Annotated in this window: 27 protein-coding genes and 2 tRNA genes; 23 read left to right on the top strand and 6 right to left on the bottom strand. The window is 54.2% G+C overall.

The window, feature by feature from the left end; all coding sequences use genetic code 11:
• Positions 1-21: 21 nt before the first annotated feature.
• Positions 22-1,917, top strand: a complete 1,896-nt coding sequence (gene dnaK, locus VFO10_RS16145) for a molecular chaperone DnaK (protein ID WP_325141968.1) — start codon at positions 22-24, stop codon at positions 1,915-1,917.
• A 52-nt stretch (positions 1,918-1,969) separates the two neighbouring features.
• On the opposite strand, the gene VFO10_RS16140 is transcribed toward dnaK, so the two are convergent.
• From VFO10_RS16140 to VFO10_RS16125, 4 genes are all read right to left on the bottom strand, one after another.
• Positions 1,970-2,593 carry a hypothetical protein gene (locus tag VFO10_RS16140; RefSeq protein ID WP_325141966.1) on the bottom strand — a complete coding sequence of 208 codons (624 nt, stop codon included), beginning with the start codon at positions 2,591-2,593 and terminating at the stop codon, positions 1,970-1,972.
• Between the two features lie 50 nt (positions 2,594-2,643).
• A complete protein-coding gene (locus VFO10_RS16135) occupies positions 2,644-4,155 on the bottom strand; it encodes a response regulator (protein ID WP_325141964.1) in 1,512 nt (503 codons plus the stop codon).
• A 51-nt stretch (positions 4,156-4,206) separates the two neighbouring features.
• On the bottom strand, positions 4,207-4,935 hold the full coding sequence (locus tag VFO10_RS16130; RefSeq protein ID WP_325141962.1) for a tetratricopeptide repeat protein: 729 nt from the start codon (positions 4,933-4,935) through the stop codon (positions 4,207-4,209).
• Between the two features lie 68 nt (positions 4,936-5,003).
• Positions 5,004-6,587, bottom strand: coding sequence for an Rnase Y domain-containing protein (locus VFO10_RS16125; RefSeq protein WP_325141960.1), 1,584 nt, complete (start codon positions 6,585-6,587; stop codon positions 5,004-5,006).
• 231 nt (positions 6,588-6,818) lie between these two features.
• On the opposite strand from VFO10_RS16125, the gene VFO10_RS16120 reads away from it, so the two are divergent.
• The 4 genes from VFO10_RS16120 to rplT all read left to right on the top strand — a co-directional run bounded on the left by VFO10_RS16120 (position 6,819) and on the right by rplT (position 9,189).
• Positions 6,819-7,628: an inositol monophosphatase family protein gene (locus VFO10_RS16120; RefSeq protein ID WP_325141958.1), complete on the top strand. Its 810-nt coding sequence runs from the start codon at positions 6,819-6,821 to the stop codon at positions 7,626-7,628.
• Between the two features lie 28 nt (positions 7,629-7,656).
• Positions 7,657-8,436, top strand: coding sequence for a hypothetical protein (locus tag VFO10_RS16115; protein WP_325141956.1), 780 nt, complete (start codon positions 7,657-7,659; stop codon positions 8,434-8,436).
• A gap of 150 nt (positions 8,437-8,586) precedes the next feature.
• Positions 8,587-8,784 carry a 50S ribosomal protein L35 gene (gene rpmI, locus VFO10_RS16110; protein ID WP_325141953.1) on the top strand — a complete coding sequence of 66 codons (198 nt, stop codon included), beginning with the start codon at positions 8,587-8,589 and terminating at the stop codon, positions 8,782-8,784.
• Positions 8,785-8,829: 45 nt separating this feature from the next.
• Positions 8,830-9,189 (top strand): 50S ribosomal protein L20, encoded by a 360-nt coding sequence (rplT, locus tag VFO10_RS16105; RefSeq protein ID WP_325141951.1) that lies wholly within the window; start codon positions 8,830-8,832, stop codon positions 9,187-9,189.
• Positions 9,190-9,508: 319 nt separating this feature from the next.
• On the opposite strand, the gene VFO10_RS16100 is transcribed toward rplT, so the two are convergent.
• A tRNA-Leu gene (locus VFO10_RS16100) sits at positions 9,509-9,591 on the bottom strand.
• 136 nt (positions 9,592-9,727) lie between these two features.
• On the opposite strand from VFO10_RS16100, the gene VFO10_RS16095 reads away from it, so the two are divergent.
• The 9 genes from VFO10_RS16095 (at position 9,728) to dnaB (ending at position 17,180) form a co-directional block, all read left to right on the top strand.
• Positions 9,728-9,976: a DUF1844 domain-containing protein gene (locus VFO10_RS16095; RefSeq protein WP_325141949.1), complete on the top strand. Its 249-nt coding sequence runs from the start codon at positions 9,728-9,730 to the stop codon at positions 9,974-9,976.
• Positions 9,977-10,035: 59 nt separating this feature from the next.
• Positions 10,036-12,672, top strand: coding sequence for an ATP-dependent Clp protease ATP-binding subunit (locus VFO10_RS16090; protein WP_325141947.1), 2,637 nt, complete (start codon positions 10,036-10,038; stop codon positions 12,670-12,672).
• A gap of 89 nt (positions 12,673-12,761) precedes the next feature.
• Positions 12,762-12,836 (top strand) — tRNA-Gln (locus VFO10_RS16085).
• Between the two features lie 104 nt (positions 12,837-12,940).
• On the top strand, positions 12,941-13,876 hold the full coding sequence (locus VFO10_RS16080) for a ribose-phosphate pyrophosphokinase (RefSeq protein ID WP_325141945.1): 936 nt from the start codon (positions 12,941-12,943) through the stop codon (positions 13,874-13,876).
• A 173-nt stretch (positions 13,877-14,049) separates the two neighbouring features.
• Positions 14,050-14,331: a hypothetical protein gene (locus VFO10_RS16075; protein ID WP_325141943.1), complete on the top strand. Its 282-nt coding sequence runs from the start codon at positions 14,050-14,052 to the stop codon at positions 14,329-14,331.
• 15 nt (positions 14,332-14,346) lie between these two features.
• A complete protein-coding gene (gene pth / locus VFO10_RS16070; protein WP_325141941.1) occupies positions 14,347-14,883 on the top strand; it encodes an aminoacyl-tRNA hydrolase in 537 nt (178 codons plus the stop codon).
• A 66-nt stretch (positions 14,884-14,949) separates the two neighbouring features.
• Positions 14,950-15,318: a 30S ribosomal protein S6 gene (rpsF, locus tag VFO10_RS16065; protein ID WP_325141938.1), complete on the top strand. Its 369-nt coding sequence runs from the start codon at positions 14,950-14,952 to the stop codon at positions 15,316-15,318.
• A gap of 3 nt (positions 15,319-15,321) precedes the next feature.
• Positions 15,322-15,768 carry a 50S ribosomal protein L9 gene (gene rplI / locus VFO10_RS16060; protein WP_325141936.1) on the top strand — a complete coding sequence of 149 codons (447 nt, stop codon included), beginning with the start codon at positions 15,322-15,324 and terminating at the stop codon, positions 15,766-15,768.
• A 65-nt stretch (positions 15,769-15,833) separates the two neighbouring features.
• Positions 15,834-17,180, top strand: coding sequence for a replicative DNA helicase (dnaB, locus tag VFO10_RS16055; protein WP_325141934.1), 1,347 nt, complete (start codon positions 15,834-15,836; stop codon positions 17,178-17,180).
• Between the two features lie 106 nt (positions 17,181-17,286).
• Here dnaB and VFO10_RS16050 read toward each other — a convergent pair whose 3' ends face one another.
• On the bottom strand, positions 17,287-17,664 hold the full coding sequence (locus VFO10_RS16050) for a helix-turn-helix domain-containing protein (RefSeq protein WP_325141932.1): 378 nt from the start codon (positions 17,662-17,664) through the stop codon (positions 17,287-17,289).
• Between the two features lie 358 nt (positions 17,665-18,022).
• Here VFO10_RS16050 and VFO10_RS16045 point away from each other — a divergent pair, with 358 nt between their 5' ends.
• The 9 genes from VFO10_RS16045 (at position 18,023) to VFO10_RS16005 (ending at position 26,452) form a co-directional block, all read left to right on the top strand.
• Positions 18,023-18,682, top strand: coding sequence for a nucleotide exchange factor GrpE (locus tag VFO10_RS16045; protein ID WP_325141930.1), 660 nt, complete (start codon positions 18,023-18,025; stop codon positions 18,680-18,682).
• 24 nt (positions 18,683-18,706) lie between these two features.
• On the top strand, positions 18,707-19,102 hold the full coding sequence (locus VFO10_RS16040) for a hypothetical protein (RefSeq protein ID WP_325141928.1): 396 nt from the start codon (positions 18,707-18,709) through the stop codon (positions 19,100-19,102).
• Between the two features lie 124 nt (positions 19,103-19,226).
• On the top strand, positions 19,227-21,674 hold the full coding sequence (gene lon, locus VFO10_RS16035) for an endopeptidase La (RefSeq protein ID WP_325141926.1): 2,448 nt from the start codon (positions 19,227-19,229) through the stop codon (positions 21,672-21,674).
• Positions 21,675-21,734: 60 nt separating this feature from the next.
• Complete coding sequence (locus VFO10_RS16030) at positions 21,735-21,971, top strand: hypothetical protein (protein ID WP_325141924.1); 237 nt, start codon at positions 21,735-21,737, stop codon at positions 21,969-21,971.
• A 182-nt stretch (positions 21,972-22,153) separates the two neighbouring features.
• The gene (def, locus tag VFO10_RS16025; protein ID WP_325141923.1) at positions 22,154-22,723 is read left to right on the top strand and encodes a peptide deformylase; all 570 of its coding nucleotides are present in this window, start codon (positions 22,154-22,156) and stop codon (positions 22,721-22,723) included.
• Complete coding sequence (rpe, locus tag VFO10_RS16020) at positions 22,710-23,378, top strand: ribulose-phosphate 3-epimerase (protein WP_325141921.1); 669 nt, start codon at positions 22,710-22,712, stop codon at positions 23,376-23,378. Before def ends, rpe begins: the two co-directional genes overlap by 14 nt.
• Positions 23,375-24,889, top strand: coding sequence for a histidine ammonia-lyase (gene hutH / locus VFO10_RS16015; RefSeq protein WP_325141919.1), 1,515 nt, complete (start codon positions 23,375-23,377; stop codon positions 24,887-24,889). Before rpe ends, hutH begins: the two co-directional genes overlap by 4 nt.
• Before the next feature lie 27 nt (positions 24,890-24,916).
• Positions 24,917-25,360: a hypothetical protein gene (locus VFO10_RS16010; RefSeq protein ID WP_325141917.1), complete on the top strand. Its 444-nt coding sequence runs from the start codon at positions 24,917-24,919 to the stop codon at positions 25,358-25,360.
• Between the two features lie 63 nt (positions 25,361-25,423).
• A complete protein-coding gene (locus VFO10_RS16005) occupies positions 25,424-26,452 on the top strand; it encodes a rhomboid family intramembrane serine protease (protein ID WP_325141915.1) in 1,029 nt (342 codons plus the stop codon).
• The last annotated feature ends 207 nt before the right edge of the window (positions 26,453-26,659 follow it).

Here is a 26,659-nt window from a genome sequence, read left to right as displayed (position 1 = left end):
TTGCCAAAGATGGAGTAAGATATGGGAAAGATTATTGGTATTGACTTGGGAACGACCAACTCGGTGGTGGCCGTGATGGAAAACGGGCAGCCTGTCATCATCGCTAACGCGGAAGGCAAGCGCACCACGCCCAGCGTTGTGGCCTTTGCCAAGAATGGAGACATTCTGGTCGGGGATGCCGCACGCCGTCAGGCAGTGACCAACCCACGCAACACGATCTATTCGGCGAAGCGTTTCATGGGTTGTACCTTTGCGGAGCGCAAGGACGAAGCCGAGAAGATGCCTTACAAAGTCACCCGCGGTAAAAGTGATATGGTTGTCTTCGACATCGACGGCAAGACCTACACACCCCAGGAAATCGGCGCCAAAGTTCTGGGCAAACTGAAGCAGGCCGCTGAAGATTACCTGGGTCAGCCTGTAACGGAAGCGGTCATCACCGTTCCCGCATATTTCAATGACAGTCAGCGTCAGGCCACGAAAGATGCCGGTCGCATCGCGGGTCTGGACGTCAAGCGTATCGTGAACGAGCCTACGGCTGCGGCTCTCGCATATGGTCTGGATAAAAAGAAAAATGAAAAGATCGCCGTTTATGACTTCGGTGGTGGTACCTTCGATATCTCGATCCTCGAAGTGGGTGAGAACGTCGTCGAAGTGTTGGCAACCGGTGGTGATACCCACCTCGGTGGTGACAACATCGACGAGATCCTTATCAAATGGCTGGTGGATGGCTTCAAGTCGGAAACCGGTGTGGACGTCAAAGGCGATCCCATGGCGATGCAGCGTCTGAAGGAAGCTGCAGAAAAAGCCAAAATCGAGCTGTCTTCGGCTCAGGCGACCGACGTGAACCTGCCGTTCCTGACGGCTGATCAAAGCGGTCCCAAGCACTTGAACGTCAGCCTCAGCCGCGCGAAGTTCGAGCAGCTGATCGCCGACGTGATCGAAAAAACCCTGGCGCCTTGCCGTCAGGTTCTGAAAGATGCAAAACTCGCTGTGGAAGAAGTGCAGGAAGTTCTGCTGGTCGGTGGTTCGACTCGTATCCCACTCGTTCAGCAGAAAGTGAAGGACTTCTTCAAGCGTGAACCGAACCGTACTGTGAACCCCGATGAAGTCGTGGCCGTTGGTGCTGCGGTTCAAGGTGGTGTGTTGGCTGGTGATGTGAAAGACGTTCTCCTCCTGGACGTGACCCCTCTGACTCTCGGTATCGAGACTCTGGGTGGTGTGATGACCAAGTTGATCGAACGCAACACCACGATCCCGACCAAGAAGTCTCAGATCTTCTCGACCGCTGCGGATAACCAGACATCGGTTGAGATCAACGTCCTCCAGGGTGAACGTGAAATGGCTGCCGACAACCGTCAGCTCGCTCGCTTCACACTGCAGGATATCCCGGCTGCACCACGCGGTGTGCCTCAGGTTGAAGTGACCTTCGATATCGACGCCAACGGTATCCTTTCGGTTTCCGCGAAAGACCTTGGCACCGGCAAGGAGCAAAAACTCCGGATCGAAGCCGCCACGAAGATCGACGAGCGCGATATTGATCGCATGGTGAAAGAAGCCGAAGCGAACAAGGATGCTGACCGTCAGCGTCGCGAAGCGGTTGAAAACCGTAACCAACTGGATTCTCTGATCTTCTCGACTGAAAAGTCGCTGAAGGAAGGCGAGGGCAAGGTGCCAGCCGATATCAAGTCTGAACTGGAAAGCGCTCTGGCTTCGGCCAAAGCCAAGCTGGATTCCGGCAACGCTGCCGAACTCAAAGCTGCGAAAGACGAGCTCGAAGCCAAGTCGCATAAACTGGCGGAAGCTCTCTATAAGCAGGCTGCGGGTCAGCAGGCGGGTGCAACAGGAGCCCAGGGTTCCGCCGGCTCGAAGTCGAGCGATCCGAACGTGGTCGATGCCGAATTCGAAGATGGCAAGTAATTGCTGATGTGAAAATGGGGCGGCCTTCTCGGAAGAGAGGGCCGTTTTCTTTTTAGGGAAGCATCATCGCTTTGAGTTTCTGCAGCGCCGTCCACGCTCCACCTTTGAGCGCCGGTTCTTTGAGCATCGCACGCGGATGCGGGATGGTCAGCAGGGGAGCGCCCTGCAAAGCCTTTTGAATGGTATTCATGGCCACCGTCTGTCCCAGAGCCAGAAGCGTTTGCCCGCTTCCCGGCCCCAACGCAACGATATAAGAGCAGCGCAGAAGATCAACGGGGACATGCACGAGGCTGTCTTCCGCCCAGATCTTGAAATCCTCGGCAGGCAATCCCAGGGCGAGGGCGATCTTCGAGACCATAATGAATTCTTCTTCGGTCAGATCGCTCGAACTATAAAAGCCGACTTTCCACGGCATGCCGGCTTCGCGCTGCGGAGCTGGGGCTTCTGCCACGGAAGGGGCAGGAGCTGACGTCGCGACCGGAGCGGCAGAGGCAGAAGCAACTGGGGCGGCTGAGGCAGCAGGCGCGACAGGCGCGACGGGCACATCTGTGTCACCATGCTGTGGTTCATTGTGATTCGGCAACTCATCCGGCGCACGAAAGGCCATCGGCCCAGTTAAACCGCGACTTTCCAACCATTCCAGATAATTTCCGAGCTGCGCACGCAACTGATCCATGACCGCAATCCTCCACGGAGAGCGATCATAAGGGGAATTCAGGGGAAGTGCTAGGAGACCTTTTTAAAGCCGCGTTTGGCGCGACGTCGGGCCAGGAGCAGCTGTTCAACCTCGGCGATCGGCGCAGGAATTTCCTCGTTCGGATTGAGCTGCTTCAGGCGTTCCCGTATGTAGAAAGTTTTCGCTGTCTGCTTGGTGCGGTAGGTACACAGCATCAAGAGGGAAAAGACTTTTTGCGGATCGAGCTTGGCATCCATGCCCTGATGAAGTGTGGCCATGGCCTGCGCATATTTCTTGAGCTGGATATAAAGCTGCGCAAGCATCATATAGGCCACAGGATCTTTGGTGATGTTGCCATAGCGCTGATAAACGCGGATGGCGCTTTCCAGGTCTTTCAGCTGAAGATAATGCTGGGCCATCACCACATGAGCCTGCGTAAAATCAGGCTTGCGTTTGATGGCGGCTTCCAGGGTTTGAAAGCCCTGCTCTTCCTTCTCATGCTTGAAATAGAATTCCGCGAGGATGATATAGCTGTCGAGCCGTTCCGGGTGCGATTTCTTTTCATCCAGGAGTGCGATCTCGGCGATGCGCAGCTGACCTGTCTTCTCCGCGAACTGCACAATGGCCTTCAGGGGCCTGCTGTCTTTCGGATGATTGCGTCTGTAGCGCTTGAAGTAATAGATCGACTTTTCAAGGTTCTCAACCAGGGCATAGGCCGTGCCCATCCCATAGAGCGCCTCGGGGTTTTTATTGTTCTCCAGAAGCGCCAGCCGATAATGTTCGATCGCGGCGTGCGGATTTCCTTCCTTCAGCAGCATGTTGGCAAGCTTGATTTGCCGCAAAGGCTGCTTGGGATTCAGCTCAAGTTCCAGGGTCAAAGCGTGGATGGCATTTTTATAATCCTTGGCATCGATATAAAGGTTGGCCAAGGTCACAAAGTTTTTCAAAAAGTTCGGCGTGGTTTTGATATTCGCCTGAAGCAGCGCCGTGGCTTCCGCATTCTTATGCTGCTTGACCAGAGCAACCGCCTGCAGGTGACGGGCCCGCGGGGTATCCTTCATCTTAATGAGTTCATTCAAAACCGCTTCCGCTTCAGGAAATTGGCCGGCAATCAGCATTTTTTCCGCTTCCCGCAAACGCCCCAGAATGGGGCCTGGAGCGTGATACTGATTGAGCATCTTGATGATCTTGGCCTCCAGCTCTTCAGGGGTGAAGGGCTTGACCATATATTCTTCCGCGCCTTTGTTGGCGGCTTTGACGATGTCGTCCTTGTCCGCAGCTCCGGTCACGATCATGAACGGCGTGTCCGAGCCGGTATCCAGGCTTCTGAGGTGATCGAGCACTTCAAAACCGGAAATGAAATTCAGATCGAGGTCACAGATCACCAGATCCACGGCCTGCGTATCGAGTATGACCTTGGCATCGCGCCCGTTATGGCATTCAAGGACTTCGGCAAAGCCGAGCCGGACCAGAACTTTGGCAATGGACTTCCGAATGAGGTCATGGTCGTCGGCGACCAAAGCCCTCAGGCCACTTGGAAAACTGTGTGGACTCTTTTCCATTCGGATTATCTCCCACCTTTTCCATCGGCAAAAAGGAGGGGTCGGTTGACTTTAAATTGTCGCCCCGGGTGGATTGCGCGGACTGCTGCGCAGGTAAGTCCGCGATGTTCTATCGTTGGGATTGACGTTTTGAGTCTTTTGCCAAAAGCTCTGCGCCCCATCCCAATCACCCATGCGAAATGCGATGGTGCCCAGGAGATTCAGACATTCGGGATGATTCGGGTTCTCTTCCAGAAGAGCCATCAGCTGTTCACGGCTCTGATGATAGGAATTCATGCGCAGGTAAACCTTGGCGAGACGCAGACGGATATCCGGCATGCGGGGATAGACCTGAAGGGCCTTGGCGTATTCCTGGGCCGCTTGATCGTAAAGGCCCGCCTGCTCATAGCCCAGCGCAGTTTTGTTATGAAGGTTCGCAAGGCGGCCGAGCACGAGGTCAGGCAGCGACTGGCCATCGCCCATATGCCCCTGCAGCTCGCCATAGACCTTCTGCGAGGATTCATAGAAACCAAGGTCCGACAGAGTCACAGCCAGGTTGAGGGCGGCTTCGATAAAGCGTGGATTGGCGGCTTTGGCCTTTTCAAAGTATTCGATGGCTTCGGGAAATTTCGATTGCCGGTGATGGCAGAGCCCCATGAGGTTCAAAAGATTCGCCAGGGGGCCATGCTCGTCCATCGCGCTGCGCAAAAGCTCTTCCGCGGCCTGAAACCTTTGGAGCTTCAGGTAAATCATGACTTTTTCCTGGATATCATTGATCTGGCGGCGGGATTTCTGCGGCATGCCGGGCTCCAACAAAAAAAGGGGCAGGAGAGCCCCCTTGCTGGAATTGATTATAACATGAAGTGGGATCAGGCGACTGCTGACGCTTCGAAGCGTCGGGTCACGAGCACCTTGATCTGACCAGGGAAGGCCACTTCCTCTTCGATCTTGCGGGCAATCGCAGCCGCGAAGTTTTGCAGTTCCTCTTCGCGGATTTTCTTGTGATTCACACCGATGTGAACCTCGCGTCCCCCGTTCATGATGGCGACTTTCTGAATGCCGGGGAAGGACTTGATCGCTTCCTCCATGGCCTGCAGACGTTCCTGATAACCTTCCTCAAGGTTGATACGCGCACCAGGACGGGCACCGGACAGGGTATCCGCCGATTTCAAAACGTAGCTCATCGGTGTGTCGAGAACGAGATCGTTATGATGCGACATCACCGTGTCGCAGATCAGGCGCTTTTCCCCGAAGCGATCCGCATAGTCACCGCTGATGACGGCATGACTGCCTTCGATGCGATAGTCGATGCCTTTGCCGATATCATGCAGAAGTCCGCAGCGTTTGGCGATCTTGGGATCGACGCCCAGCTCGCCCGCCAGAACTCCGGCCAGCTTTGCGACTTCCAGCGAATGATAGTACTGGTTCTGTCGATAGCTCGTTCGCCAGTTCAGAGCGCCGATCATCTTCTGGATTTCCTCGTGGATATCGAAAAGGCCCAGTTCAGTGATCGCCTGGCGGCCGAGTTTCAAAGCCTGATTTTCCAAAGTACGGCGGTGTTTCAGATAGGTCTTGTCACACTTCGCCCAGTTGCCCGGTCCCTTGGGGAGCAGTTCTTCAAGGGTCAGGCGCGCCGCTTCCTTGAAAATGCCATAGCCGCCGCCGAGGCGAATGATGGCCGGCAAACCATCGTGGGTCGCCGGGGACAGGGTGATTTCCACGCCTTCCGTCAATGCCGTGAGGTCGGTGATGAGCTGCGGATTATTCTGCAGAGTTTCGAAGAGGCGGGGATTGATGACTTCGACGTGATTGGTGCTCTTCGGCCAGATGAAGCTCGGCTGGTAGCGGGACATGATGCGGCTCAGAACGCGCTCGGCGCCTTTTTTGGAATGGCTTTCGAGATCATCGACCAGTTCCTTGATCCGCTTCTGGCTGTCGAGGCGGCGCTCGTTGACGAGCGAGTCGGTAATCAAGTGCTGGGTGCCTGCGCGGTCACAGTCGGCGATGCGGGCGAGGTTTTCCTGCAGCGTGATCTTCACCTGCGTGACCGAGGTCTGGACTTCGGTCAGCTGCTTTTTCAGCTCGTTGACTTTTTTCTGATGATTTTGATAGGTGGCTTCGAGCTTTTGAATGCGTTCCTCTTCGTGCTGCACGAACTGATCCTGCACGCCAAGGTCCGCGTCACTGGCTTCGAGGGCGAGGCGCTCCTCTTCCAGCGTCATCTCCAGTTCTTCCTGCATCTGCACCGCTTTTTCTTCCGCCCGCTTCTTGGCTTCGGCGATCACCTGCTCTTTGCGCTGCTGCGCTTTTTGAATCACAAGGTCCCGCTGTTCGGCGACATCAGCCCGCTGTTTGCGCGGCAGAAGAAAACGAACAACGACAAAGAACGCATATCCGAAGGCCACGCCTATGGCTGTGACCAACGCAAGCTCTGATGAAGTAATAGATTCCACGTTATAGTCCTTTCCAGATACCCACTTACTTTTCGGCAGATTGGGCTTTAAATTTAAGGGCGCAAGGTCTCGGTCGCCAAGCGGAAAATGTGCCAGGATTCAGGGTCTTGGAACCCGGTGCCAGACTGGACGAGGTTGACCTCGCGCAAAGCGGACGACCGTGCCACAATAATGATCATACAGAAACTGGAACCGATCCAGAAGATGAATCTCAAATGATTGGAAGCCTCAATGGAAGCGAAATATACGGAAGAGATGGCCTTTTTGCACGACTTAAGTTGCCGCGCTGGAGCGGAGTTAACCCGGCGTTTCGGTTCAGATGTTCGCGTGCGTCAAAAATCTGACAAAACTTTGGTCACCGATGCCGACCTTGCGAGTGAAAAGGTCATCCTCGATACGCTCCGGCAGAAAAGGCCGCAGGACAAGATATTCTCGGAGGAAGCCGGCCTGTCTTCGGAGGATCGCTCGGTCGGTTCCTCGATCTGGATCGTCGATCCGCTCGATGGTACGACCAACTTTGCCAACAATTATCCTTTCTTTTGCGTCTCCATCGGTCGCGGCGTTTTTCAAGAGGACGGCAGCATTCGCGTGATGGCCGGTGCGGTTCATGATCCCATCCGCGGCAAGACCTATGTAGCTGAACGGGGGCGTGGCGCGTGGGTGAACGAAAAACCGATTCGCGTCTGCCCTGATCGTTCGCCTCAGGACGCGTTCCTGGTCACCGGCTTTGCCTATCATCGGGGCGATAACCTGAAGAAAGACATAGAATTTTTTCTAGCCGTAGCTCAAACTTGTCAGAGTATTCGACGTGATGGGGCGGCGGCGCTGGACCTCGCTCTGGTGGCCGAGGGTGTTTACGACGGTTACTGGGAAACCGGACTGCGTCCCTGGGATTTGGCGGCCGGCTCCCTGCTCGTGGAAGAAGCGGGCGGCATTGTACAGAATTTCAACAATGTGTCAGGGGCTCGCTATGACATAGAGCGGGGTGATATCATTTGTGGGACACCTTCCGTCGTTCAGCTCATCTCGGGATTGATTTGATGAGATGATTCCATAGCAAGGAGAGCCTATGAATCGCAGGTTTTGCCATGTGTCCATGCTTTTGGCTACGGGTCTGGGGCTGACATCGTTCGCGTATGCCCAGCCTGTGGTTGAACAGATTGATCGCTTTGAATTGAATTACTCGACGATGCGGATTCGATTCTATGGCGAGGCCGCGGTGGATTTTGCGCAGAAAGGCTTTGAAGGCGCGGAAAAAGTCGCGACCGAAGAGGGCCTCGTCTATGCCCTTTCCGCCCTGGCCAAGGTTCGCGCTCAGAAAGGTTTGAGCGAGGAGGCCTCGGCCGCCCTTGCTACGGAATTGACCAGGACCGCTTACGTTTTCAATACCACCTACTTTACCGATGGCCGCGTGCGGGTCGAACTCGACAGCAGCCTGCCGAAAGCCATGGATCTCGGGTTCAATGAATTTGCCGGCGAAGATCCCGCCGCGCAGCCGAGTGAAGGCAGTGCCGTGGTCGTGCAGATCAGCGGTCTGAAAACGCCGCTGCTCCAAACGGAAATTCGCAGCACGGACGGTGAACTCCTTTATAGTCCGAAGGACATAGCGAAATCGGCCTATAAAAAGCAGATGACAGGCCGCTGGTTCTTCAAGAACTCGGGCGAGCTGAAGTCCTACATCGGGGGCAAGCCGGTCGAGATTGATGCGGTCGCCGAGGGTGATAAGACTCTGATCGTCACCAAAGAATCGTGGACCAAACTGAAGACCGAGCATCCTCGTCTGCTGGAAGAAGCCAAATTGGCATTTGTGATCCCAGGCCCTGCCCGGGGCCAGCGATCCAGCAACTGATCCACGGATTATCCGTTGCACCAACGCATGGGAAGTGATAGACACTGGGGTTCCGTTCGACCCAATGGGTCCATTCGGGGGACGGCCCCAACTTTCGCCTGACCTACTGACGCACTCAGTTCGTGGGCTCCAAAGAAAAGGAAGACTTCCATGCCAAAAATGAAGACCAAGCGTGCCGCGGCGAAGCGTTTTACAGTGCTTTCGTCCGGCAAAATCAAGCGCGCCCAGGCGTACAAGCGCCACATCCTGACCAAGAAGAGTCGTAAACGTCTGAACAAGCTGCGGACCGCTGCCTATGTGCACAAGTCAAACGTCGGCCTGATTCTGGCCTGTTTGCCGTACCGTTGATTGTAAGACTTAATTAACCCGACCTTCTCTTAAAGGATATAGACTATGGCACGCGCCAAACGCGGTTTTAAAGCAAGACGTCGTAGAAAGAAAATATTCGCCCTGGCAAAAGGCTTCCGTGGAGCCCGCAAAAACCGGTTCCGCAACTCGATCCACGTTGTGCGTCGCAGCCTTGTGTACGCTTACCGTGACCGTCGCGTCAAGAAACGTGAATTCCGCAAACTGTGGATCACCCGTATTAACGCCGCTGCCCGCGCTGCTGGCCTGCGTTACTCCGAACTGATTCACGGTCTGAAGAAAGCCAACATCACTTTGGACCGTAGCGTTCTTGCCGATTTGGCGCTGAATCAGCCAGCGGCTTTTGGTGAACTTGTAAACAGCGCTAAGGCAGCTTTGGCTCGCTAAAACGCAGTTTCAAATAAGACTTATCCACAGGAATTGAATGTTCCTGTGGATTTTTTTTTATTTTGATTTATCGGGAAGTTAGACCGCGTACCCCTTGGTCCATGGTGGGAGATATCCACAAGTGCCTGTGGATAAGTTCGACAGCGGTGGTCTGCCGCGCAACTGCCTTAAAAAACATCGTCTGTCTTTCAGAGTTTCTCAGTATGGACCAAGTTATTTTAAACATCAAGAGTCTAAGTATTCTCTCTGATAAGAGGGACTTACTAGGGGTTTTGGTCTTGGTAAACTTGCAAAAATTATCGCTCTGAATAGGTCTTAATGGTGCGGACGGAGAGACTCGAACTCTCACACCGAAGGCACTGGCTTCTAAGACCAGCGTGTCTACCATTCCACCACGTCCGCAGGAGGTGAGCACAACCTTATACCCGCGACGTTCGTAAATTTAAAGAGTTAACTCATAGCGCCTTATGCGCCATCTTGTCGGAATCTTGATGCAGACTGGGAATCCGTACTATAAGAAGAGCAGCGAGGTGCGAAGATGGCAAATGAATCTGAAGTTGATTTCTCTGGTTTGATTCTGGGTTTCTGCTCGGCAGCGCTTTCCTACATGGGCATCGGCCCCGAGAGAGTCAGCCGCAATATGCTGCTCGCGCGGCAGAATATAGATATTTTGGAACTTTTGGCCAAAAAAACCAAAGGCAACCTTACCGAGGAAGAGGACAAGCTGATGCAGGAAGTTCTGCACGATCTGCGCCTCAAGTTCGTCGAAGCCAGCCGCCAAGGCTAAGCCCTTCCCATGAATCTGCCGACATAGGACCTGCCCCCAGAAGATCGAGGGAGTGGGTCGTGGATGTTTCCCGTTATAGTTTCGAAGCGCAAACAGTCCTGCACTTTGCCCTGCGTTATGCCAAGGGTTTGGGGCACGATTACATGGAAGTGGAGCACGTGGCCCTGGCCATGATTCGTCGCGACTTTCAGATGCTGGATGCGGAATCCCATGCCCGTTTGGAAAAAGCCCTGGAAGACTTTCTGCAGCTCTATCCGAAAAAATTTGGTCGCGTGTCGGTGGGCTTCGGGCCCCGTTTGAATCAGGTGCTGGATCAGGTCGAAGCCACTGTCAAAGACAGGACCATCACCAACCAGGACCTGTGGCCGCACCTTGTGAATGCATCCTCTGTGATGCAAACAACAGAGCGTTCCACCCAGGATGACAAAGCCAAGGACTTTCAGGTCTGGCAGGTGCCGCAGGCCAAGGCCCCTCCTTCCCAGAAAGTGGTGAAGAATAATCCCAGCCCGCCCAAGGCCGAGCCTAGGAAAGAAGCCGATTCCTCACGCAAACTGGAAGCTGAACTTGATAAACGCCTCCGCGACTTCACGCATGATTTCACAGAGCAGGCCAGCCGCGGAGCGATTGATCCTGTGATTGGTCGCGACACGGAGATCCGCCGCGTCCTTGAAATTCTGAGTCGTAAGAAAAAGAACAATCCGATACTTTTGGGTGAGCCCGGCGTTGGAAAAACGGCCATTGCCGAAGGCATTGCGCTGCGTATCGTGGAAGAGAAAGTGCCGGAATCCCTTAAGGGCGTTCGGGTTCTGAGCCTTGATCTTGGCGCTTTACTCGCCGGAACGAAATACCGCGGGGAATTTGAAGAACGCCTGAAGCAGCTCATCCGCGCCTTGGAGAGTCTCGGTGATCGCGTGATACTCTTCATTGATGAAATCCATACGATCCTCGGCGCCGGGCAAAGCGAAGGCAGTGCGGACGCGGCCAATCTTCTGAAGCCGGCCCTGGCCCGTGGCCAGCTCCGCTGCATCGGGGCGACGACGCTGGTGGAATTCCGCAAATACTTTGAAAAAGACGCGGCCCTGGAAAGACGCTTTCAGCCTGTGATGGTCGAGCAGCCCACGCGCGACAGCACGCTTTCCATACTGCGAGGCCTGAAAACATCTTATGAAATACATCATGGCATTCCCATCCGTGATGAGGCGCTGCAGGCGGCTGTGGATCTCTCCATCCTTTACCTGCCGCACAGAAATCTGCCCGATAAAGCCATTGACCTGATCGATGAAGCGTCGGCCCGCATTAAACTGCAGATGCAGAGTGTGCCGGCTGAACTTGAGCATCTCCAGGCTCAGGCCGCCCAGCTGCGCGTGGAGCAGCAGGCTTTGGAAAGGCAGGGCGGGGTGAGCAAGGGCCTGACCCAGGTCAAAGTTAAACTGGAAAAGATTTCAGAAGAAGCCGCTGCGATTGAAGCGATCTGGAAGAAGCATCAAAAAGATTTGGAGCATATGCGTGCTCTCGAAGTGCGTGTCGAGGAGTTGACCTCACTCTGGCAGGCAACCAAGACACGCAGTGATTTTGAAACGGCGGCACGACTTCAGTACCAGGAACTTCCTGCAGCCAAGGAAGCTTTTGAGAAAGCCAAGCAGCAGCTTGAAGAGCAGGAAAAAATTCACGCCTTCCTCGGCCGTGCGGTGGATCGTCAGGAAATCGCCCGGGTGCTCGCTCTTTGGACCGGCATTCCCGTCGGTGAAATGCTGGCCGATGAAAAGCAAAGCCTCGCGCATTTGGAAACGCAGCTCAACGATCGCGTCTTCGGTCAGGACGAGGCCCTGTCGGCCGTGGCCAAGGCTGTTCGTCGATCCCGACTCGGGCTCAGTGATCCCAAGCGTCCTTCCGGAGTCTTTCTCTTTTTAGGTCCGACCGGAGTGGGCAAAACCGAAACCGCCAAGGCCTTGGCCGCCGCCTTGTTTCTAAGTGAACAGAATCTTATTCGCATTGATATGTCCGAGTATATGGAAGCGCATAACGTGGCCCGCTTGATCGGAGCGCCTCCCGGCTACGCAGGCTATGAAGGCGGCGGGCTTCTGACGGATGCCGTGCGGAACAAGCCGTATTCCATCGTCCTCTTCGACGAAATCGAAAAGGCTCACCCACGCGTCCTTGATATCATGCTGCAGATTTTCGATGATGGTCGCCTTACCGATGCCCGCGGTCGGCTCGCGGATTTCCGCCATACCTTCATCATCATGACATCCAACCTGCAGGCCAGCGCCGCGCATGTGCCGGAGGCGGAGCGCGAGCAGGAAATCCGGCTGCAGCTCAGTGAACATTTACGCCCTGAATTGGTGAATCGTATCGACGAGGTCGTGCCCTTCAAATCCCTGGCCCGCGTGCACTTCCATCGTATGCTGCACAAAGAGCTGGCGCAGCTCAATCAACGTCTGAGCGAGCGCGACATTCGTTTGGAACTGGCTCCAAGGCTTGAGCAGCTTCTGATACAGAACGCGCTGAACAGTAGTTTCGCAGGACGGGATCTGAAACGCGGTCTTCAAAAATATGTAACTGATGCTGTGGCGCAGAAACTTCTCGACCCGGCTGCCGATATGAAAGGGCTCTGGATCCTGGACTGGGAGCCTTCTCAGGGTCTGATATGGAATCGTGATCAACGTCAGGATCGATATCTTCCGCCCGCCCGATGATGTGAAAAATTTTGGAACAAGCTCTTGACGAATTATTCAAGCCTGGGGTAGTGTTAGGGCCCATCAAGGATGGCTCAACCAGTTCAAACTGGGGCGTCGACAAGTGGTAAGTCTCTGGATTTTGATTCCAGCATCCGTAGGTTCGAATCCTACCGCCCCAGCCACAACATCCTTTCATCTTCACATATATCCAATCCTATTTGCATCCGATCCTATATAACCCAGCGCAATCTGCGCCATGGCTACGTATTTCGCAGGGGCTTACGCAATGGATAATGACATGATCGTGTTCTCGGGTAATGCTAACAGGGAATTGGCTAACAAGATTGTGGAGCATCTGGATATCGAACTCGGCCACGCCCGCGTCGATCGCTTTTCCGATGGTGAAACCCGCGTCGAGATTCAGGACAACGTCCGGGGTCGCGATGTTTTCATCGTCCAGCCAGGCTGCGCTCCCGCCAACGAACATATCATCGAATCTCTTATTATGATTGATGCCTGCCGCCGAGCTTCGGCCAAGCGCATCACCATGGTCTGCCCTTATTTTGGATACGCCCGTCAGGAGCGCAAGAGCGCGCCGCGGACTCCCATTACCGCCAAGCTGATTGCTGACCTTTATACAGCCTCCGGTATCGACCGCATGCTGGTGATGGAACTCCACACTTCGGCGATCCAGGGTTTTTTCAATATTCCCGTTGATCATCTCTTTGCCAAACCGATCTTTGGGCCTTACTTCGAGGGCCGCGAAGATCTGCTCGTCGTATCCCCCGATGCCGGTGGTACCGAGCGTGCGCGCGCCATGGCGAAATATTACAATGTCGGTCTTGCCATCGTCGATAAACGCCGTGACCGTCCCAATGAAAGTGACGTCATGAATGTCATCGGGGACGTGCGCGATAAAAACTGCCTGCTCGTCGATGATATCTGCGATACCGGCGGGTCCCTCTGCAAAGCTGCTGAAGCTCTGATGGACAAGGGTGCCAAATCAGTCAGTGCCGCCATTACGCACGGCGTTCTGAGTGGTCCGGCCATCGAGCGTATTTCGAACTCGGTTTTGAAAGAACTTGTTGTGACGGACACCATTCCTTTGAGTGCCGCAGCACGCGAATGTCCCAAGATTACGCAGCTGAGCGTCGCGGAACTTCTGGCCAAGGCGATTCGTCGCATTCACACGGCCGGCTCGATCAGCAGTCTCTTCGTTTAACAGGGGCGGCGACCGGGTTTCACGCATTCACGGGTTGACAAGGGACTTGCCAGTCTCGGGCGTTCCCTATATAACCCTATGCTCAAGCTTGGTCTGCGCAGCTTTTTGCAGCCAAAATGATGCAGCTCGACCCGAAAATGGGCGCGGATGTGCTTGCTTTTAGGAGATATGAAATGTCTGAAGAACTCGTAAAAATTGAGGCTTCCCCTCGCGAAGTCAAAGGTAAAAGCCATATCCGCAAACTGCGCAAAAGCGGTCGCATCCCTGGCGTGTTGCTGGACAAAGGTCAAAGCATCATGCTTGAGTTTGACCCAAAATGGCTTGGCAAAGCGTACAAAAACGGTAAGCAATTTGAATTAACATTCAATGGCCAGACCCGCGTTGTGAAAGTCGTCGAACTTCAGATCGACCCTGTCAAGCGCATCCCATTGCATGTGGACCTGATGTACGCCTAAGTCCGAGGGCTCCGATTGAAGCTCATCGTAGGGCTGGGCAATCCAGGCGACAAGTACCAGAAGACCCGGCACAATGCTGGGTTTTTGATCCTTGATCAAATTCTGTCCCGTGCTGGTGGAAGCTGGCAGGGGCGAAAGTTTGATGCCGATTTTGCGCGCGCGCCGGTCTGCGGAACGGACAGTCTGCTGCTCAAGCCGCAGACGTTCATGAATCTCAGCGGCCGTTCAGTAACCCAGGCTATGCGCTTTTATAAGATCGCCATCGAGGATGTGATCGTGATGCACGATGACATCGACGTTCCTTTCGGCAAGGTGAAAGCCCGAACCGGCGGAGGTCATGGCGGACATAATGGAATTCGTAGCATCATGGCGGAAAGCGGTGCGGAAAACTTCGCCCGTGTGAAGCTCGGCGTGGGCCGACCTGTCGGCGTCGGTGATGTTTCGAATTGGGTGCTCGGCAATTTCACATTGGATGAACTCATTCAGGTCGAGACGCAGATGGTGGACGAAACATTGATTCGTCTGCAGGGTCTGATCCGGAATCCTGGTTGATGACATAGTTTTAGAGCTCTCTTGCTGATCATAATGATTGGCTGCTCAAACCATAAGGGAGGTAGTGTGTCACTACGCGAGTATGAATTTACCTTGGTTGCCAAGGCTGATCTTCCAGACGCTGAAAAACAAAAAGTTTTCGCGGGTTATGAAGAAATCCTGAAGCGCGGCGGCGGCGAGCTGATCCAGCGCAACGATTGGGGCGCCAAGCGTTTGGCTTATCCCATCCGTAAACATTTCCGCGGCCATTATGTGTTTTATGATGCCGCCAGTACTCCTGAAAACATAGCTGAGTGCGAACGCCTTCTGCGCATCGACGAAAACGTTCTGCGCTTTATGGTCGTTAAGATCGACGACGAAGTGGACATCGCCGCTCGTAAAGTCGAACTCGCCAAGGCTGCTGCGGCTGCCCAAAGACAGCCTGAGGAGAAGTAATCCATGAGACTCATTCTGAGCCAAAACGTCGAAAACCTCGGCCGTATCGGTGATCTCGTTAAAGTGAAGAACGGCTATGCCCGTAACTTCCTGATTCCTCGTGGATTGGCTGTGGTCGCTAACGAAGGCAACCAGGCTTCGCTGAACCACCAGATACGTCTTCTGGAAAAGAAGAAAGCGTTGATCCTCGGTGAAGCGAAAAAGCAAGCCGGCTTGATCGAAAAAATTTCCGTCACTGTCACCAAACAAGTTGGTGAAGATGAGAAAATTTTCGGTTCTGTCACCACTGCTGAGCTGGAAGAGCTGCTGGCGGCTGAAGGCGTAAAAGTCAGCAAAAAAGATATCAAGCTGACCGAAGAAATTAAAAAAGTCGGTGTTTACTCCGCAGAAGTTCGCGTGCATCCTGAAGTGGTCGCGAAATTCAAAGTTTGGGTTGTTGCTCCGCAATAATCCCTTGATAATTCCATAGGTCCCTCGCGAGACCTATGGAATTCAGACCTCACTGAGACTCCCCAATGGCGTCAGGACAATCTCTGCCTCATTCCATCGATGCAGAAAAAGCTGTACTCGGCGCGATTTTGAGCGATGCCGATAGCTTGACCCTTATCGAGGGTATGCTCGAGGCGAAGCATTTTTTCATCGATTCGCACCAGAAAATCTACGAAGCCATCTTGCAGCTATCCGCAGCAGGTGAGTCCGCAGATATTGTGACCGTTGCGGAAAAACTGCGTCATAACCAGGTTCGGGATTTGGGGCCTGCGTATCTCATTGATCTGACCGAAAATTGCCCTGTTGCGCAAAACCTTGAGCATTATGCGCGCATCGTGCGCAACATGTACTATCGTCGTGGCGTGATCAAAGTCTGTCAGGAAGTGGTGGAGCGCGCCGAGAATTACGAAGGCAACATCGAAGCTTTCATTGAAAGCGTCGAAAAGCAGTTCCTGCAGATTTCATCGGAATATGACCGCAAGGGCATCGTTCCCGCCGATATCGTCCTGGAATCGACGATTGACGAGATCCAAAGGAAACTGGAGCTCGAAGGTGTTGTGACCGGTGTAACGACCGGATTCAACGATCTGGACACGCTCACCGGCGGAATGCAGCCGAGTGACCTCGTGATCCTCGCCGCGCGCCCAGCAATGGGAAAAACGGCCTTCGTGTTGAATCTTGCAACGAACGCGGCCTTGTCGGGCAAAAAAGTGGCTATCTTCACTCTTGAGATGAGTAAAGAGCAGCTGATGGCTCGTGTGCTTTCCGCAGTGGCACGCGTGGACTCGTCGCGTCTTCGTAAAGGTGATCTGAGCGATGAAGAGCAGGATCGCCTCATGGAAGGCGCCCGCCGCATTTATGAGCACAAGACCCACATGGGCATTGATGAAACTCCAGGCATCAGTCTGATGGAACTTCGTTCACGCTGCCGTCGATACCACAAGGAAAATGGTCTCGACATGATTGTGATCGACTACCTGCAGCTGATGACGATGGGCGCCGACCGTCCCGACTCGCGGGAACGTGAGATTTCCGAAATCTCCATGGGGCTCAAGAACCTTGCCAAGGAATTGAAAGTCCCCGTGGTCGCTCTCGCCCAGCTGAACCGCGGTCCCGACCAGCGTCCGGATAAAAGGCCGAAGCTCTCCGATCTTCGTGAATCGGGTTCGATGGAGCAGGATGCGGATATGATCATGTTCATTTACCGGGACGAGTACTATAACCCAGCCTCCGAACTCACCGGCATTGCTGAAATTTTGATCGCCAAAAACCGCCACGGTGCAACGAAAACGATCAAGCTCGCCTATCAGCCGAATTACGTGTCGTTCCAGAATTTGTTCCAGGAAGGTTCGATGACGGACTATGAGGGTTGACGGCTGCTGCTGAAGGTTCGATGACGGACTACGAGGGTTGACGAAGGCCAACGAAGGCTGAGGGAAAGAGAAGAGCCTTCCAGAGGATGGAAGGCTTTTGATCATCTCAAAGACCGTATTGCTTGATCTTCTTTCGCAGTGTGTTGCGATTGATGCCCAGAATCTTGGCAGCTTGCACCTGATTTCCACCCACGCGGCGGAGAATCTGGACAAGCAGGGGCTTTTCCACTTTGGACATGATCAAATCATAGACATCATCTGGGTAGAACGTTCCAATTTGATCGAAGAATCGAGAGATTTTCAGTTCAACAACATCCTCGATCGAATATTGATCAAGTCTGGTGATGAGATCTGCATCATCGATGTGTATTCCTCGGCGAGACAACGCAGATAAGCGTTTCGTCGTCTCCGAAGGAAGGCTTCGATCGGACGCGGATGGCGTAGGTTCAGGATCCGGGGGCAGCTGGTCAATAGGATTTTCCATGGGCAACTCAGAATTCGAATGCTGATGCGATCCGCAAAGATCTCGGTCATGAGCCGAGAAACACTGCGATTTTGGGTGAGAAAGATTTAACGCATGCGATCCGACCCTGTCAACGCCCATCGCTGAATATCCCAAAGGACAAGGGCTCGGCAACCCTTGCCTACTTTTCAACACCAGGCCCTCCTCGTAGAATGGAATTAAGGCGTCAGAACATACCTGCCCCCGCCAACAAAGGGCCTGCAAGGGCCTGAAAATCCTCAGAAGACTACAAGGTCTTGCAGTAAAGGTGCTTGCGTTGTAAAAATTCATGTCGTGTCAATGCAAGCAGGGAGTCAATAAGCCTTATATGAACGTTGATATGCAAACTGAAAATAATAAAAACGAATCCAACCACATCAAAGATCAGGACGAAGGCGCTGCTCAAGCAGGCGCCACTGCAAACGGTTCTGATGAGGGAGCGGAATTGCAGGACGAAAAGATCCGTCACCTCGAAGATGAGGTTCAGGAGCACAAGGACCGTTATCTGCGGACTCTGGCAGAAATGGACAATATGCGTCGCCGCCACGAGCGCGACCGGCAGGACCTTCTGAAATTCGCATCTGAGAAACTTCTGATGGATCTTTTGCCAGTCCTCGACAGCTTTCAGAAAGCTGTGACGGCGGGTGATGCTGTGACGGCGGCTGGCTCTACCTCCGCGTCTGGCTCTACCTCCGCGTCTGGCTCTACGTCCGCGGCTGGCACTGCGACCACGGGTGGTGCTCAGGAAGCAGGCAATGCGATTGTCGAAGGCATCCGTATGGTCCATAAGCAGCTGACGCATGTGCTCGAGGCTAACGGCCTGAAAGCTGTGGATGCTGTCGCCAAGCCGTTTGACCCGAACTTTCATCAGGCGATTCAAAGAATCGAAGGTGATGTTGACGAGGAAACCGTCAAAGACGAATACCAACGTGGTTATACGCTGAACGGACGACTGATTCGTCCATCGATGGTCAGTGTCCTGGTTCCTAAACCAGACTGACAAGGGGCAGGGAGGACCCGAGCTTTGACGCGCAAGCGAGACAAGAAGCCTTCCGGTCCTCCTGCAACTCCCGAACGGAATACTGACGAGCAGGCGCTCCAGGAATTTTGTTCCGCTGTCCACTACGAAGAGATGAGCTTCGAAAACTGGTGCACGAAGCACAAGAAGCTGGACCTTGAGATCCCGATCTTTGTCACGCGGACCCAACTTTCCGCAACATTTCGCACCGTGGTCAAACTCTCGCGCACCATCCGCACACACTCCGCGCAAGGCCACCAGGAAAAACGCGAAAAGATCGAACGTGAAGTGGTTTTAGGACCTGATACTGACTGCGCGAAGGCCATCAAATTAAAAGGTCTTGGCGATGTGGAAGGTGATCAGGCAGGCGACTTGTGGATTATCATTAAGATAAAAGAGTAGACCTGTCGGTCGAACCAAAGCCACAAAACGCCGGAAAAAACCGCAGAACTCATGTTTTCACGGCGCAAGCCGAACAAAAATACAGGGTCAGAGAAAAAAGTCCTCATCTAGCGGGAGTGAAGGCATGTCGGAGACGAATCAAGGTAAGCTTGCAGTTGTCAACAGTGAGATGCCACTGCTGCCTCTGAAGGATATCGTGGTATTTCCCAACATGATTGTCCCGGTCTTCATTAATGAGGACCTGTGCGTCAATGCAGTGGAAAGTGCCTTAGCCAAACAGAGGAAGATCTTCCTTTCCGCTTTCAAAGTCATGGGACATGAAGGCGAAGGACTGGAAGCCCACCTGGAACCGCCATTCGATGTCTATGATATCGGCACCGTCTGTTCCATCATGCGGACCCGGAAACTTCCGGACGGTCGTATGAAGGTTCTGGTGCAGGGTCTTCATAAGGCGATGGTGACCGAGCTCGTTCAGACCGATCCTTATCCGAAAGTGATCGTGCAGAACGTCCAGGAACCCCGGATAGCCAATACCACAAGCGAAGTCGAAGCCCTTATCCGCGCAGTTCGCGAAAGCCTCGAAAAAGTTGTGACCCTCGGTAAGATCCTCTCCCCTGATATCCTCATGATCCTCGAAGATGTGAACGAGCCTGGCCGCCTTGCCGACCTCGTCGCCTCGAACCTTGGTCTGAAAGTCAACGAAGCCCAAACCATCCTCGCTGTCGCGCATCCTTTGGATCGCCTGAAGCGTGTTTACAACTGCCTGTCCCGCGAAATCGAAGTGTATCAGATGCAGGTCCGCATCCAGTCCAACGCCAAGGACGAGATCGGCCGCATGCAGCGCGAGCACTACCTGCGCGAGCAGATGCGCGTGATCAAATCCGAGCTCGGTGATTCCGATGGCAAGGATGAAATCGATCAGTACTGGCAGCGCATGGAAGAGCTTCCCCTGAACAAGGAAGCCAAAGAGGAAATCACCCGTCAGCTGAAGCGTCTGGAGCGCATGCACCAGGACACCAGCGAAGCGGCCCTGACCCGCACGCATATCGAAACCATCCTGGCCTTGCCATGGGGCAAGAAGTCACCGGATATGCTCGACCTTCACAAGTCGAAGATCATCCTGGATGCCGACCACTTCGGCCTTGATCAGGTCAAAGACCGCATCATCGAATATTTAGCCGTGAAAAAGCTGAATCCGGATGCCAAGAGCCCCATCATCTGTTTCGTCGGCCCCCCGGGTGTCGGTAAAACGAGTTTGGGAAAATCCATCGCCAAATCCCTCGGTCGTGAGTTCGCCCGTATCGCCCTTGGCGGCGTGCGTGACGAGGCTGACATCCGCGGTCACCGCAAAACCTATGTCGGTGCGTTCCCCGGCCGTATCATCACCGCGATGAAAAACGGCGGCAGCAGCAACCCCGTTCTGATGCTTGACGAGATTGATAAGATGGCCTCCGATCACCGCGGCGATCCTTCGTCCGCCCTGCTCGAAGTCCTCGATCCTGAGCAGAACAGAAGCTTCGTCGATCATTACCTTGGTATTCCCTTCGATCTGTCGGATGTGATGTTCATTGCGAACGCCAACAACCTCGACACGATCCCTGCGCCTCTGCGCGACCGTTTGGAAGTGATCGAAGTCTCGGGCTACTCGGAAGAAGAGAAACTGGCGATTGCCAACCAGTATCTGATTCCCAAGCAGCTGAAGGAATCCGGTCTGGACCAGGCGAACGTGCAGTTCACCAAGAACGGCGTGACGACGATCATCAACGGCTACACCCGCGAAAGCGGTCTGCGCGGCCTGGAAAAGAAAATCGCCTCGGTTTGCCGCAAGATTGCTCGTCAGTATGCGGAATCCGATGATAACGAAGCCCTGAAGCGTGAAGGCATCCGCCTGACGCCGACCCTGGTGCAGAAGCATCTCGGCGCCCAGCGCTTCGATGACAACTTCTATCACAAAGAACCCCATGTCGGTGTCTCCCTGGGCCTCGCCTACACCCAGTACGGCGGCGAAGTCATGGCGATCGAATCGAGTCTGATCTGCACCGGCAAGCATGCGCTTGTGTTAACAGGCCAGCTCGGTGATGTGATGAAGGAATCGGCCTACGCGGCTCTGAGCTTCATCCGCTCCCGAATGAACGAGTACGGTATCGAGCCCGATATGATCGAGAAGAACGAGCTGCACATCCACGTGCCTGCGGGCGCGGTTCCCAAAGACGGCCCCTCGGCCGGGATTGCAATGGCGACGGCGATTATCTCGGCTCTTTTAAAGACCCCACCCAAGCAGCAGGTGGCGATGACCGGCGAAATCACGATTCACGGCAAAGTGCTGCCCATCGGCGGCCTCAAGGAAAAGATGCTGGCGGCCACCCGCGAGGGAATGACCGAGGTTATCATTCCCGAGAAGAACAAGGCGGTTTTCCAGGAATTGCCACAATCTATCCGGCGCAACTTGAAGGCGCACTTCGTGAAGGAATATAATGAAGTATTCCAAATCATGTTCGCTGATGTCTGCGTCACTGACGCCAAGGTCGAAAAGCTGAGTACCCGGCGGGAAAGCAAGTCTCTGGCCAGCTAAACGCTTCTTCAATCCCTCGCGTTGGTTCGTGCACAGCGATCCAACGCGAGGTTTGTTTTTATGAAAGAATTTGGCAAGAAAGTTCTGCGATTTCTCGGTCTTGGAGCTATCTGGGTCTTTCTCCTCTCGATCCCCATCAAAGGCCAAATGCTTTTCATTTACGCCACCGAAACCTTTGTCCCCTACGGACTTGTTGCTGCGATCGGCAACCAAGTTGAAACGGCATGGTATAAATCCAAGGCCATGGCCCGCAATGCGTTGAGCGACGCCGAATCCGAAAAAGAGCGCCGTTTCTAGGAAAATCCCCGCGAACGCCCGCCCGGACAGCCCTGGACGTTTTGCCGCTCAAAGTTTCTGGACCTTCCTGCTTTCTTATTGCTATTTGTATGCGTGCAGCCTAACTAAGGCGCACCAGGTAATCATAATCCTCGCTGAAATTGAGGTTCGTCGAGCGATCGGCAAGCAGGAGTCCTGATAACATGACCACTTTAAAGGTAGTCGAGTGGCCAGCCAAAGTGCTGGAGACAAAGTCCACCGATGTCACAGAGTTCAACGCCGAGTTTCAACAGTTCGTGCAGGATATGCATGAAACCATGGACCATGCCGGCGGCATCGGCCTGGCTGCCAATCAGGTGGGCGTTGCGAAGCGGGTTTTGACCATCTTCATCCCCTGGTCGGGCAGTCGCTACAGCGATCAGGAAGAGAAGAAGGAAACCTGGCACGATGTGCGCTATACCTTCGTCAATCCCGTGATCACCAAGCGCGAAGGCAAAATCAAATGGCAGGAAGGCTGTCTCAGCTTCCCTGAGATCTATGAATTCGTCGATCGCGCCGCCGAAGTTTGGGTCAAAGCCCAAAACGAAAAGGGTGAGACCTTCGAAGTGCATGCCACGGGCCTTTTCGCGGTCTGTCTGCAGCACGAGATCGATCATATAGATGGTATCGTGTTTATCAACCGCATGAGCCGACTCAAGAGTTCGCTCGTGAAGAAAAAAGTCGCGAAGCGTCATCGCCTGCTCGCGGATGGAGCCGATGATGTCGAACAATAAGATTCTGGTCGCACCTTCGCTTTTGGCCGCTGATCCTCTGCGTTTCGGTGAAGACCTCGCCCTGGCGGAAGCCGCGGGCGCGGATATGCATCACGTGGACGTCATGGACGGACACTTCGTGCCGAACCTCACCTATGGTTTGCCTTTGGTGCGGGCTCTGAAAAAACAATGCAAGATTCCCCTCGATGTGCACATCATGGTGTCGAATCCTGATACCGTCGCGCTCGATTACGTGGAAGCCGGCGCGGATATCCTGGTCTTTCACGTCGAAGCCGCTGTGCATGCGCACCGCCTGATTCAGGCGATCCATGCGAAAGGCGCCAAGGCCGGGATCGCGGTGAATCCAGGGACTTCACTGTCGCTCGTGGAGCCATTGGTTCCCTATGTGGATCTCATCAACGTGATGTCGGTGAATCCAGGCTTCGGTGGTCAAAGCTTTATTCCCGAAAGTATCGAACGCATCCGGGCGGTGAAGAAGATGCTCGAGCATCGCCGACGTGTGGATGAAGTTTATATCCAGGTCGATGGCGGCGTGAATGCTGCGACCGTCGACAGCGTCGTCGATGCCGGCGCCAACTTCCTGGTGGCTGGAACCTATTTCTACGGTGCCCCCGACCGTAAACAGGCTCTCGCGATTCTGCGAGGCCAGGCATGAGTTTTCAATTGGGTCAGGATCGCCTGACCACAGCTTTGCTTTATCAGCAGGTGGCCAGTGGCAAACCCCAGGCCACCCTGCCAGCCGCCAGCCGTGAACGGGTCAAGCGCTATCGTCAGCTCGTCCAGTCAGCTTTGGATTCCGGAAAAACCTATTACGGCATCAACACGGGATTCGGTTACCTGTCCGATGTCCGCATCGAAACGAGCAAGCTCAGTCAGCTTCAGGATAACCTCGTCCGCTCGCATGCCTGCGGGGTGGGTGACTACGTGGAGCCGGCCGTCGTGCGCGGTCTTCTGCTTTTGCGCGCGCACACCTTCAGCCTCGGTTATTCGGGCGTTTCGGAAGCGTGCCTCGATACCATCCTTGAATTCTTGAAACACGATATTCTGCCGATGATCCCGGCCCAGGGTAGCGTCGGAGCCTCGGGTGACCTTGCTCCCCTTGCGCATCTGGCCCTTGGACTGATTGGGGAAGGCCGCGTTCTTTATAAGGGCGAGGTGATGCCCGCGGCTCAGGCTTTGGATAAAGCCGGAGTGAAACCTGTGAAGCTGGGACCGAAAGAAGGTCTTTCGCTGATCAACGGAACTCAGTTCATGGCCGTGGAAGCGTCGATCGCTTTGGAAGAAGCGCGAATCCTCACGCAATCGGCGGATATTATCGCGGCTTTGAGCCTCGACGCTCTGCGCGGAACGCTGAAAGCCTTCGACCCGCGCATACATGAAATCCGTCCGCACGTTGGCCAGCAGCAGAGCGCGGAACGCATCCGCTCTTTGTTCAAGGAACACGATCCCATCGTCGAAAGTCACAGCGATTGTTCGCGCGTTCAGGATCCCTATAGTTTCCGCTGCGTGCCCCAGGTTCACGGCGCAACGTACGATACGCTCGCTTTTGTGGAAAAACAGATCAATACCGAACTCAATAGCGTGACGGATAACCCGCTCTGCTTTGAAAACGGTGAAATCCTGAGCGGCGGCAACTTCCACGGTCAGCCCATGGCCCTCGCCATGGATTTTCTGGGCATTGCCATGGCTGAAATCGGCAGCATTTCCGAGCGTCGCACGGAAAAGCTGACCAACCCGAACCTCAGTGGTCTGCCCGCATTCCTGACCCGCGAAAGCGGGCTCAATAGCGGTTATATGATACCGCATGTGGTGGCGGCTGCTTTGGTGTCCGAGAACAAGGTACTGGCGCATCCGGCATCGGTCGATAGCATTCCGACCTCCGCCGACAAGGAAGATCACGTGAGCATGGGTCCCATCGCGGCGCTCAAAGCACGGCGTATTCTGAAGAACATTGCGAACATCCTGTCGATCGAACTCCTGGCGGCCTGTCAGGGTATTGATTTGCTGGCGCCGCTTCAGCCCAATCCAAGGCTCAAGAAGATTTACGATAGCGTTCGGGCTCAGGCTCCAGCCATGGACACGGATCGTTCGCTGCACGATGAAATCAAAAATCTTTCTGCATGGATTCTGGACGGCAGCCTGCTAAAATGCGCAGAGGAATCCTGAGTGTTAACCTTGGATAGAGGGTTTTTTATGATATCGCATCGGTTTCGGTTCTTCCCGATCCTGTCCCTCTTGCTCATGCTGGCATTCAGTGGACAAAGCGTGGCTGATCCTTTGGCGAAAGTCGAAAGAATTGGTGGAACGTTCAAGATCACCCGGATTGAAAAATTGGGCGACAAGGATTTCAGAATAAAATTTGAAAGTGAGCCCAAAACAGGTAAACATGACAAACTGATTCTGCGCAGTGATCACGTTCATCTTGCCATGCAGGAGGGACAGGTGCTGCGCCTTTCGGCTGAAGTCTTGCGGGATACAAGCTCGGAGCTTGAAGTTACGCAGGTGCTGCTCTTCCTCCCCAGTGAGCTTGGGAGCGCGCCTATCTGGCTTCTTTCCAGCGACCATCCCAACCGTGATATCCGCGGCGCGCGCTGGCTCGATATGCATGCGCCTCAGGCCGACTACACCATCTTATAAGCAGGCGACGTGCACGACCGACCGGAAGATGACGAGAGAAGCCGGGCCCCCTTGATACCCCTCGTGCAGCAACCACGGGGGGCGGCCTTTTTATGGGGAACCTGGACCGGCCGCATCATTCTTATCAATACGGTCATGTTCCTCGTGACCTTCTACCAATCCGGCCTTGCCTGGTCGAACTTCCAAATGGCCCTGCTCAGCGCCAACACCGATGTCCTCATCAAGCTTGGTGCGAAGGATAATACTCTTCTGGCTTTGGGTGAATACTGGCGTTTGCTCACGCCGCTGTTCATTCACGGTGGCCTTATTCATTTTGCATTTAATACCTACGGACTTTATGCGGTCTCCTATCAATTCGAATTTCTCCTGGGCCGCAAGTCCTTCCTGCTCCTTTACCTCGCGTCAGGCATGACGGGGAATATCGCCAGCGTGCTCGCCGGGCCTTCGGTGAGTGTGGGTGCCTCGGGCGCACTTTTTGGTCTTCTCGGCTTTGGTCTTTACCTGGAACGCGTTGTCCAGTCCAAGATTGAAGCTATGACGGGACGTCGTCCTCGCGCTGGCGCCTATACGGTAATGGCTATCGCCAATATCATCCTTGGTTTTCTTATACCGCAGATCGACAACTCCGCGCATTTGGGCGGTCTGGCCTTTGGAGTTATTTTTGCCTATATTTGGCTGCGCCACATACCCAACCGTTTGATGGCTGTAAGACCCAAGCAGGCTCGATTGGCTACGGTGGTGCTGCTTCTTGTTTTGGGTGGTGGGGCCTGGCTTGGCAGTTCTCGATGGTATGTGCTATACCAGCTGCAAGGTGCAATCCAGAGTGCTGACCACGTCGAAGTTCGCTACATTTACCTCAATCGGTTGGTGGCCCTTGAACCGCAAAATACGCAGTTCCGTTTGCACCGTTTGAAGCTGGCTCTTCTGCTTCGAGATTTTCCGACGGCTCGGCTGGACCTTGTGTTTATCCAGGCTGAACCTGGTTCGGAGATGCGCCTCCAGGAACTGGAGACGGAACTTCTGCAGGGAGGGTTTGTTGACAGCGCAGCCTGGCTGAGACGAACTCGTCAGGACGTTCCCTTAGGTCTTTAAAGGCAATCAACGCTGCGGTATATAAGACCGCTGACTGATTTTTGGACTGGACCCGCATACTGCTCAGGGATTCTCTGCCGTGGCAAGGTCCCCCGAGCGGACTAGATGACCAGCCTATCCGTCAGAAAAGTAAAAACTGCGGTGTTGATAAACATTTAATTCTATTCCTCCGTTGCCGATAACCCAGATGCTGGAAGTTACTCAGGC

Source organism: Oligoflexus sp. (assembly GCF_035712445.1).
Lineage (GTDB): Bacteria > Bdellovibrionota_B > Oligoflexia > Oligoflexales > Oligoflexaceae > Oligoflexus.
Note: the sequence above shows the minus strand (reverse complement) of the source record. Positions and strands in the feature narration are given on the sequence as shown.

Excerpts from the sequence above, each read along its gene's own strand:
- dnaK (WP_325141968.1), top strand. The coding sequence starts at position 22 with ATGGGAAAGATTATTGGTATTGACTTGGGAACGACCAACTCGGTGGTG.
- VFO10_RS16140 (WP_325141966.1), bottom strand. The coding sequence starts at position 2,593 with ATGGATCAGTTGCGTGCGCAGCTCGGAAATTATCTGGAATGGTTGGAA.
- VFO10_RS16135 (WP_325141964.1), bottom strand. The coding sequence starts at position 4,155 with ATGGAAAAGAGTCCACACAGTTTTCCAAGTGGCCTGAGGGCTTTGGTC.
- VFO10_RS16130 (WP_325141962.1), bottom strand. The coding sequence starts at position 4,935 with ATGCCGCAGAAATCCCGCCGCCAGATCAATGATATCCAGGAAAAAGTC.
- VFO10_RS16120 (WP_325141958.1), top strand. The coding sequence starts at position 6,819 with ATGGAAGCGAAATATACGGAAGAGATGGCCTTTTTGCACGACTTAAGT.
- VFO10_RS16115 (WP_325141956.1), top strand. The coding sequence starts at position 7,657 with ATGAATCGCAGGTTTTGCCATGTGTCCATGCTTTTGGCTACGGGTCTG.
- rpmI (WP_325141953.1), top strand. The coding sequence starts at position 8,587 with ATGCCAAAAATGAAGACCAAGCGTGCCGCGGCGAAGCGTTTTACAGTG.
- rplT (WP_325141951.1), top strand. The coding sequence starts at position 8,830 with ATGGCACGCGCCAAACGCGGTTTTAAAGCAAGACGTCGTAGAAAGAAA.
- VFO10_RS16095 (WP_325141949.1), top strand. The coding sequence starts at position 9,728 with ATGGCAAATGAATCTGAAGTTGATTTCTCTGGTTTGATTCTGGGTTTC.
- VFO10_RS16080 (WP_325141945.1), top strand. The coding sequence starts at position 12,941 with ATGGATAATGACATGATCGTGTTCTCGGGTAATGCTAACAGGGAATTG.
- VFO10_RS16075 (WP_325141943.1), top strand. The coding sequence starts at position 14,050 with ATGTCTGAAGAACTCGTAAAAATTGAGGCTTCCCCTCGCGAAGTCAAA.
- rplI (WP_325141936.1), top strand. The coding sequence starts at position 15,322 with ATGAGACTCATTCTGAGCCAAAACGTCGAAAACCTCGGCCGTATCGGT.
- dnaB (WP_325141934.1), top strand. The coding sequence starts at position 15,834 with ATGGCGTCAGGACAATCTCTGCCTCATTCCATCGATGCAGAAAAAGCT.
- VFO10_RS16050 (WP_325141932.1), bottom strand. The coding sequence starts at position 17,664 with ATGGAAAATCCTATTGACCAGCTGCCCCCGGATCCTGAACCTACGCCA.
- VFO10_RS16045 (WP_325141930.1), top strand. The coding sequence starts at position 18,023 with ATGCAAACTGAAAATAATAAAAACGAATCCAACCACATCAAAGATCAG.
- lon (WP_325141926.1), top strand. The coding sequence starts at position 19,227 with ATGTCGGAGACGAATCAAGGTAAGCTTGCAGTTGTCAACAGTGAGATG.
- VFO10_RS16030 (WP_325141924.1), top strand. The coding sequence starts at position 21,735 with ATGAAAGAATTTGGCAAGAAAGTTCTGCGATTTCTCGGTCTTGGAGCT.
- def (WP_325141923.1), top strand. The coding sequence starts at position 22,154 with ATGACCACTTTAAAGGTAGTCGAGTGGCCAGCCAAAGTGCTGGAGACA.
- rpe (WP_325141921.1), top strand. The coding sequence starts at position 22,710 with ATGTCGAACAATAAGATTCTGGTCGCACCTTCGCTTTTGGCCGCTGAT.
- hutH (WP_325141919.1), top strand. The coding sequence starts at position 23,375 with ATGAGTTTTCAATTGGGTCAGGATCGCCTGACCACAGCTTTGCTTTAT.
- VFO10_RS16010 (WP_325141917.1), top strand. The coding sequence starts at position 24,917 with ATGATATCGCATCGGTTTCGGTTCTTCCCGATCCTGTCCCTCTTGCTC.